The 6,910-nt window shown below is 39.3% G+C and carries 11 protein-coding genes; 5 read left to right on the top strand and 6 right to left on the bottom strand.

The window, feature by feature from the left end; translation table 11 throughout:
- Nucleotides 1–45: 45 nt before the first annotated feature.
- The 3 genes from ACYVTD_RS08570 to ACYVTD_RS08580 all read right to left on the bottom strand — a co-directional run bounded on the left by ACYVTD_RS08570 (nucleotide 46) and on the right by ACYVTD_RS08580 (nucleotide 2,614).
- On the bottom strand, nucleotides 46–465 hold the full coding sequence (locus tag ACYVTD_RS08570) for a hypothetical protein (RefSeq protein ID WP_461247360.1): 420 nt from the start codon (nucleotides 463–465) through the stop codon (nucleotides 46–48).
- Entirely contained in the window at nucleotides 462–941 is a 480-nt protein-coding gene (locus ACYVTD_RS08575; RefSeq protein ID WP_461247361.1) for an S-ribosylhomocysteine lyase, read from the bottom strand. Before ACYVTD_RS08575 ends, ACYVTD_RS08570 begins: the two co-directional genes overlap by 4 nt.
- Nucleotides 942–1,015: 74 nt before the next feature.
- A complete protein-coding gene (locus ACYVTD_RS08580) occupies nucleotides 1,016–2,614 on the bottom strand; it encodes an adenylate/guanylate cyclase domain-containing protein (RefSeq protein WP_461247362.1) in 1,599 nt (532 codons plus the stop codon).
- Nucleotides 2,615–2,818: 204 nt separating this feature from the next.
- Between ACYVTD_RS08580 and rpsP the strand changes: the two genes are divergently transcribed.
- The 3 genes from rpsP to rimM are packed head-to-tail and all read left to right on the top strand — an operon-like array spanning nucleotide 2,819 to nucleotide 3,824.
- The gene (gene rpsP / locus ACYVTD_RS08585; protein ID WP_461247363.1) at nucleotides 2,819–3,070 is read left to right on the top strand and encodes a 30S ribosomal protein S16; all 252 of its coding nucleotides are present in this window, start codon (nucleotides 2,819–2,821) and stop codon (nucleotides 3,068–3,070) included.
- An 8-nt stretch (nucleotides 3,071–3,078) separates the two neighbouring features.
- Nucleotides 3,079–3,312 carry a KH domain-containing protein gene (locus ACYVTD_RS08590; RefSeq protein ID WP_461247364.1) on the top strand — a complete coding sequence of 78 codons (234 nt, stop codon included), beginning with the start codon at nucleotides 3,079–3,081 and terminating at the stop codon, nucleotides 3,310–3,312.
- Between the two features lie 5 nt (nucleotides 3,313–3,317).
- On the top strand, nucleotides 3,318–3,824 hold the full coding sequence (gene rimM / locus ACYVTD_RS08595; RefSeq protein WP_461247365.1) for a ribosome maturation factor RimM: 507 nt from the start codon (nucleotides 3,318–3,320) through the stop codon (nucleotides 3,822–3,824).
- 13 nt (nucleotides 3,825–3,837) lie between these two features.
- Here the strand turns inward: rimM and ACYVTD_RS08600 are convergent, their stop codons facing one another.
- The 3 genes from ACYVTD_RS08600 to ACYVTD_RS08610 all read right to left on the bottom strand — a co-directional run bounded on the left by ACYVTD_RS08600 (nucleotide 3,838) and on the right by ACYVTD_RS08610 (nucleotide 5,558).
- The gene (locus ACYVTD_RS08600; protein WP_461247370.1) at nucleotides 3,838–4,095 is read right to left on the bottom strand and encodes a type II toxin-antitoxin system RelE family toxin; all 258 of its coding nucleotides are present in this window, start codon (nucleotides 4,093–4,095) and stop codon (nucleotides 3,838–3,840) included.
- On the bottom strand, nucleotides 4,095–4,307 hold the full coding sequence (locus tag ACYVTD_RS08605) for a hypothetical protein (RefSeq protein ID WP_461247366.1): 213 nt from the start codon (nucleotides 4,305–4,307) through the stop codon (nucleotides 4,095–4,097). The genes ACYVTD_RS08600 and ACYVTD_RS08605 overlap by 1 nt, the downstream gene beginning before the upstream one ends.
- Nucleotides 4,308–4,547: 240 nt before the next feature.
- On the bottom strand, nucleotides 4,548–5,558 hold the full coding sequence (locus ACYVTD_RS08610) for a hypothetical protein (protein ID WP_461247367.1): 1,011 nt from the start codon (nucleotides 5,556–5,558) through the stop codon (nucleotides 4,548–4,550).
- 172 nt (nucleotides 5,559–5,730) lie between these two features.
- On the opposite strand from ACYVTD_RS08610, the gene ACYVTD_RS08615 reads away from it, so the two are divergent.
- On the top strand, nucleotides 5,731–6,117 hold the full coding sequence (locus ACYVTD_RS08615) for a helix-turn-helix transcriptional regulator (RefSeq protein WP_461247368.1): 387 nt from the start codon (nucleotides 5,731–5,733) through the stop codon (nucleotides 6,115–6,117).
- Nucleotides 6,118–6,169: 52 nt separating this feature from the next.
- Nucleotides 6,170–6,910: tRNA (guanosine(37)-N1)-methyltransferase TrmD (gene trmD / locus ACYVTD_RS08620; protein ID WP_461247369.1), on the top strand; the 741-nt coding region annotated here is incomplete at its 3' end.

Raw genomic sequence — 6,910 nt, forward strand, 5'->3', positions numbered from 1 at the left:
GCAAAGGTTGGTTAGCTTGGGCAGCCCTACATTTCAAAATGGCTCTTATACACAATTGACGCCGCCGGCGGGCGGAGTAGTGTAGATTTGGGTGGGTGCCGGGACGTTAAAAAAAAAAAAAAGAGGAAAAGGGGACAATGCGACAATCTGATTTTTAGGTAAGATAAATTTTTCGTATTGTTTTTCCTGTATTTGTTTTACAATTATCGCATTTTGATCAAACCAATGTTTTATGAATTGATAATCAGAAACCGTATCATAGGTATCATTAACTAAACAAAATGTTCGTTGAATGTTTATCATTGTTAAATAGTGCCAAGTGTTCTTATCATATTTTTTAATATCTTTATAATTACTTATTTTATCAATGATATTTTTATAGTTAATATTATCGGATATATCAAGAAATGCGTCTTTGAAACAATCAGCAGGGTTATTTGTGCAATGTTTAATGGCTTCTGTCATAGGATAACTAAGCCAAAGTTTTCCTTCGACGGGTTTTTCAGCATATTAAGGTATCTTTTACTTTCCCATTTTGCCATGTTGAGGTTTTGTTCTTGCCAGTTGCCACATTCGGCTGGATCGGCTCCTGGGATGTGTCCTTCAAATTTTTCTATCCATGTGAACATTTCGATCAAAAGGGGCAGAATTTCGGTGGAATTATAACTACCTTCCAGAATAACATAAAAACCGGTACGGCAGCCCATAGGGCCGAAGTATATTGTTTTCGGTCCCCATACCTTGTGGTTACGCAAAAATGTCGCGCACAGGTGTTCAATCGTATGCAGCGCCGGCTGATCCATAACCGGCTCCTTGTTCGGCTCCTTAAACCTAAGGTCAAAAGTGGTAAGAATCCCCTCATTAAACTTGTCCTGCCGTGAAACATAAACCCCCGGTTTTAACCGAAGATGATCAACCTGAAAACTCGCTATTTTTTCCATACTATGCTCCTTTTGTTTATTATAACAGGCTATACGCCTTTATCTGACCACTTATAAGTGGTCAGATGGTCAGATTATTTTTCTGAAATTTTAAAACTTCCGTCCCAGTCGTCGGCAGGAGGATATTCCATGTATTGGTGGCAGCGTTCAATAAAATGTATCGAAGGTCCGTCGTTGGGATATGTTTTTAGCACCTGATTGAATGCGACTTCCGCATCCTTCCAGTTGCGATCTTCAAAAAGATCCATTGCTTTGTGAAAAAGATATACTTGTTCAAATAATGCGTCAGAAGCTTCCGCTTTTAATTCCAATATTTCATGTATGCGTACAACTTCATTTATTCCAACAACTCTAATACGATCAAGCCGTCTTGTTAACAGTTTGCCTTTTGTTTCCTGTATCGTTGAATCCGTGGCAAGAATCCATGTTCCGTATGTTTTGTTAACTCCTTCAAGGCGGGAAGCAAGATTTACCGCGTTGCTGATGATAGTATAGTTCATCTTTTTTTGCGTTCCCATATTTCCTACTACCATCTCGCCCGTGTTAACGCCTATGCGGGTCAACAACGGAGATGGACTTATTCCTTTTTCCAAAACATATTTGTTTACATCGTTCTCTATCCTCTTCATTATTATTCCGGCTGTACATGCTCGTAGGGCGTGATCTTCAAGTTCCAATGGCGCGCCAAAGAAAGAAACAATTGAATCTCCCTGATATTTGTCAATCGTGCCTTTTTGCTCCAGAATAATATCGCTCATGGTAGAAAGGTAATAATTAAGAAGATCAACCAAATGATTAGGTGTAAGCATTTCCGCTATGCCGGTAAAATTTTTAATATCGGAAAATAAAGCGGTCATGTGCCGATTTACTCCGCCAAGCTGAAGCCGTGCGGGATCAGATATTATTTCTTCTACCACGTCTTCCGACAGATATGTAGAAAAAGCCTGACGCATATTATTGTTGAAGTATTGTAATTTGATATGGGCTTCTTCTATTTCAATTGCTTTCTTGCGGTACAACAACGAATTTAAAATACCAAAAACCACAGAAACAGAAAGGGCAAGTATCTGGAGTATTGTCATGGTCGTTGAATACCTGCGCTGATCTAAAATAACTTTGTCGCTTATATCCACGTCCGCGACACAGTAGAAATTACCGTTCTTATCATACACCGGAGCAAAACCTGCAAGAAGACCGTTCCAACTTTCATTATAACTGCCAAGGTCTGTCGCCGTTACATCTCCCGCAAGGGCGACTCTTGCAATGTCTTCTATCGGTAAAATAGTCCCCAGACCTACTACAGTTTTGGGGTCAAAGTCATTGTCAACAATGTACTGAAAGTTGTCTTTATCATATTGTCGCAGATAGGAAACATATTTAACATTATATTCTTGAGCAAATTGGATAAGCCGCATTTTTAAATCGCGGTAACTTTGATTTTTTGCGTCATCTACAATATGATAACGATCCAATTCCTCAACGCTGACAAATAACGCAGCCGCTTGAGCCGCCGCCTTTAAATGATTTTGAGTCGATTCAGTAATCATTCTTACATAATGATTCACATGAATATTTACAACTATCGAAACCAGCGCCACCATAAGCGCCGAAATAAAAAACAATCCCATTGTTAACTGTATGCCAACGCCTGTGGATTTCTTCTCTTTTCCCATATAAACTTCCTTTTTTCTGATTTTATCATAATTTAGTTAAGTTGACAATTCTATGATAATTGTATTTAACTCGGTTAATTTTTTGATATAAGCTCAATCTTAACCCCTAGACAAACCCCCGTAAAATCACTACACTACACTTACATTGGCAGTATGTCTGAGCTGCCGTGTCAACTCAAATTGTCAGACCATGGAGGACTTTTTATGAGCGCCACTATAAGGCTCAAAAGATTTGGAACAAAGAAGAGACCCTATTTCCGCATTGTCGTTATGGACAAACAAGCGCCGAGGGACGGAAAAACCATCGAGGAGATAGGCTACTATCACCCCATCGAAGCGGAAGAAAAACAAATTGTTTTTGACGTAGAAAAAGCCAAAGCTTGGCTTGCAAAAGGAGCGATTGTTTCCGACACAGTACGCAGACTTTTCAATAAAAAGAACGTTTCCGTAAAATAGGCAATACAATGGAAAAAGATTTAATTGAATATCTTGCGAAGTCCCTTGTGGACGATCCTTCGCAAGTGCAGGTAAACATTGTAGAAGGCGAAAAATCCACAATTTTGGAACTGCGGGTAGCGGAAAACGACATTGGCAAAGTAATCGGCAAACACGGACGGATTGCGAAAGCGATAAGGACTGTATTGCAGGCGGCAAGTGCAAGAACCGGTAAACATACAGTACTGGAAATATTGGACTGAACCTTTTGACCGAAAAGTTCATTATTGGACTGGTGGGAACCCCTTTTGGCGTTAAGGGTTTTGTAAAAGTAAAACCCTGTTCAGGGGAAACCGATCATCTTCTAAATTTAAAGTCGATACTCGTAAGCAAGGACGGCAGGGAGCAGACCCTTCAAATTGAAGAAATCACTCCCGCCTCGCCCCATGTGCTTATCCGTTTTGCCGGAATAGACACACCCGAAAAAGCGAAAACTTTGACAGGCTCGCAGTTAATTGCCGGGCGAGATCAAGCCGCACCTTTAAGCGACGGCGAGTTTTACATCGAGGACTTAAAAGGGTTGTCGATAACAGCCGAAAACGGCGAAGCGATTGGCAGTATTACCGACATAATCGAAGGCGGTGGCGGAGAGCTGGCGGAAGTTAAACTTTCCAACGGCGAAAAGCGGCTAGTCCCTTTTAGAAAAGAGTTTTTTTCTTATATTTGCCCCCAAGAGGGTAGGGTAGTACTAAAAAATCTTTGGGTTCTGGAATGAAAGATGGGAGTTGTCAGTATCCTTCTTTTCTGGCAAAAATATCAAGAATAATTATTGTGGACTTATCTGCAACATCAAAGAGAACCCGATAGTCTCCGATACGCAGTCTATATAACCCTTTATAGTTACCTTGCAGGGCTTTAATATTTGGCATATCTTTTGTAAAATCTTTTAACATTTCTATTTTTCTTTTGATGAGCGTTTTATGCGGTTCTGATATTTTCTTTATAGACTTTATTGCTCTGTCTTGAATTTGTAGACAGTAAGACATCAAATTTTACCTTGTACAGTATCCCAAAAAAACAACTTGTCTTTTTTTTGACGGTATTGTTTAATCGTTGCGTGTTCGTCAGGATATGGATACTCGCTGTCTACATTTTTCATAAAGTTTAGGTAACTGACAAAAGCAACCACCTGTTCCGATGCGGAATCCGGCAATGAGGTAAGATACTTTTCTATGGTTTTAATTTTTGCTTTTTGCATAATCAACTCCCAATGTTTATCTTATTATTATATCACTATAAAGTTACAATGTACAGTATGAGTGTCCATTATACCACGAACTACACAGTACTGTGAACATTTCCTATTTATTGATTTAATTCCGTGAGCGTGTGAGGTATAATGAAAGATGAGAACCTCGAAAAACTGGTTGTTTTTAGAGGTTCCCTTACTGCTTTTCACCTACGAGCTGCGAAACATGCGTTTTCCAATGAAATGTTCTTAACGTTTATCAGCTTGAGTAAAAGTTAAAGTCATATCGCGGTCAATTTGAACATTCATTTTTTGGTAAGCATTGTTTTGAACATCATCAATCCTTATATCAAAAACATTACCTGAAAGTTGAACATTACCAGTCCAAAATCTAAAAGATTCTCTGTTTGTGATACTTCCACGAAGTTCATTTGTTTGCACTCCAGCTTGAGCCTGAGCTAACGTACCATCAGCGTTTAACTGGAGATTAAGAACATTTGGACCTGCCCATGCTGTATTTGGAGTACGAATAAAAACAATATTAACAGTACTACCAGTATTATTTTGAATAGTAACATATGGCGGTCTTTTGGTTAAAGTAACCGAAGCGTCTTCGTTTTTCATAGTTACCTGCTCGGTATATTGGACTTGACCAATGCTGTAAATAACATCAATGCTTCGATTCATCTCCATAGGCTGAAATTGAGTTCTTCCATTATTACTAATAGAATTTTTTACAGGAGCAATTAAAGTTACCGGATATCCTGTTTTATTTTCCACAAAGAGCATTGGAAGCCTGTCTTTAGCGGTAAAAGTAATAGGAGCTGATGCGGTTAATGTTTCACCTTGGAAATCAAACCAATGTTTATATTTAGTAGTTTTAAAAGTGATGGGGACATTATTTTTCATGTAAAGCAGACCATTACTATCTTTCATAGCTATATCTTTGTTTCCAGTTGTTCTAGGTGTTTCAGAATTACCACCGTAGAAAAAAACAATTTGCGTAGCATGATTCATATCGGTTCTATCCCAATATGCAACTGACCCATCTGAATAACGTATTACTTTTCCTTCTGAGTCTGTACGAGCTTCTACGTTTCTGACGTTACCCCAGTCGTTAGAGCCTGTATCTCTGATGTAAACTTCCTTAATAGTAAACCCAGTTTCATTCCTGACTGCTTGAGTATGGTTATAACTGACACACCCATTGAATCCAAAGATAAAAATTATCGCCATAACCGCCATAATTCCTTTTTTCATATTCTCCTCCATAATGTTTTTGGGGTTGTTTCCCCTTAAAATTCCCACTCGCCCATACGGGACATTCCAGTGTTTTTTCAAAATAACATAAATTTTTGTACTTGTCAATAACAAGTACAAAACATTGTAATAAACAAGTTGAAAATACTTGTTAATACCCTAAATTTAATAAATGAGGAAAGAATTCGATGAGCCGAATGATTTAAAGAGGACGCTCTCACTCAATATAAAAAAACAACGGAAAATTCTCGGCTTGACTCAGGAAAAACTTGCAGAAGCTGCCAATCTTTCATCGCAGACAATCAACGATATTGAAGGTTGCAGAATGTGGGTTAGCGACAAAACAATCCTAAAACTAGCTAAGGTTTTACATATAGACGCATATCAGCTATTTGAGCCTGAAACGGCTATAAAAACGCATATTTCCAATACCATAAATACAGATGAATTTATGCTTGAATTGGAAGGCAGAATAATCAAGTTTATCAAACAACAACTTGAAGAAGCAAAAGATGTGCTTTCCCAATCAGACAACACAAAAGACAGTCAACAGAGCTAAAAAACTTGCAAAACACCCCCCAAACAGGCTAGAATAAATAGGTTTGATTATAATGAAATATACAGTATTAACGCTATTCCCCGAAATTACAGACGCTTTTTTTGCCAATTCTATCATGGCAAAGGCGATAAAACGGGGAATTATCGAGTATCAGGCGGTAAATATCCGCGATTTTGCCGCCGACAAGCATAAAACTTGCGATGACGCGCCCTACGGCGGCGGTCCAGGTATGCTAATGCTGCCTGAACCGCTGGATTTGGCTATAAAAAGCGTGCTTCCTGCCGAAAATACCGCTGAAAATCCAAGAATTATCTATCTTTCACCCTCAGGCAGACCATTTAATCAGGAAATTGCCCGTGAATTAGCCGCCGAAAAGGAATTGCTCCTCATTTGCGGACGTTACGAGGGGATAGATCAGCGTATAATCGACCGCTATGTGGACGATGAGCTTTCCGTAGGGGACTATGTTCTTTCTTCGGGCGAAGTGGCAGCGTTGGCAGTAATCGATGCAACCTACCGCCTTGTGGATAGCGTAATCTGTGCGGAATCGTTGGAAGAAGAAAGCTTTTCCGATGGACTTTTGGAGTACCCCCAGTTTACACGCCCCGAGATTTTTGATACAATGAAAGTCCCTGAAGTGTTGTTATCCGGTCACCATGAACAGATACGTCTTTGGCGGTTGGAGAAGCGGGTTGAAAAAACCATGCGACTCAGACCGGACTTGATACAGCGAGGCAGAGAAACCGCTCCAGACGGAAGCAGAGTTTTTAGCGATGAAATTATTAAAATAATA

Source organism: Treponema sp. R6D11 (genome assembly GCF_054786075.1).

Bases quoted from the DNA above. Each gene is read 5' to 3' on its own strand.
- ACYVTD_RS08570 (WP_461247360.1), bottom strand. From the start codon at position 465: ATGACAGAAGCCATTAAACATTGCACAAATAACCCTGCTGATTGTTTC.
- ACYVTD_RS08575 (WP_461247361.1), bottom strand. From the start codon at position 941: ATGGAAAAAATAGCGAGTTTTCAGGTTGATCATCTTCGGTTAAAACCG.
- ACYVTD_RS08580 (WP_461247362.1), bottom strand. From the start codon at position 2,614: ATGGGAAAAGAGAAGAAATCCACAGGCGTTGGCATACAGTTAACAATG.
- rpsP (WP_461247363.1), top strand. From the start codon at position 2,819: ATGAGCGCCACTATAAGGCTCAAAAGATTTGGAACAAAGAAGAGACCC.
- ACYVTD_RS08590 (WP_461247364.1), top strand. From the start codon at position 3,079: ATGGAAAAAGATTTAATTGAATATCTTGCGAAGTCCCTTGTGGACGAT.
- ACYVTD_RS08600 (WP_461247370.1), bottom strand. From the start codon at position 4,095: ATGTCTTACTGTCTACAAATTCAAGACAGAGCAATAAAGTCTATAAAG.
- ACYVTD_RS08605 (WP_461247366.1), bottom strand. From the start codon at position 4,307: ATGCAAAAAGCAAAAATTAAAACCATAGAAAAGTATCTTACCTCATTG.
- ACYVTD_RS08610 (WP_461247367.1), bottom strand. From the start codon at position 5,558: ATGAAAAAAGGAATTATGGCGGTTATGGCGATAATTTTTATCTTTGGA.
- ACYVTD_RS08615 (WP_461247368.1), top strand. From the start codon at position 5,731: ATGAGGAAAGAATTCGATGAGCCGAATGATTTAAAGAGGACGCTCTCA.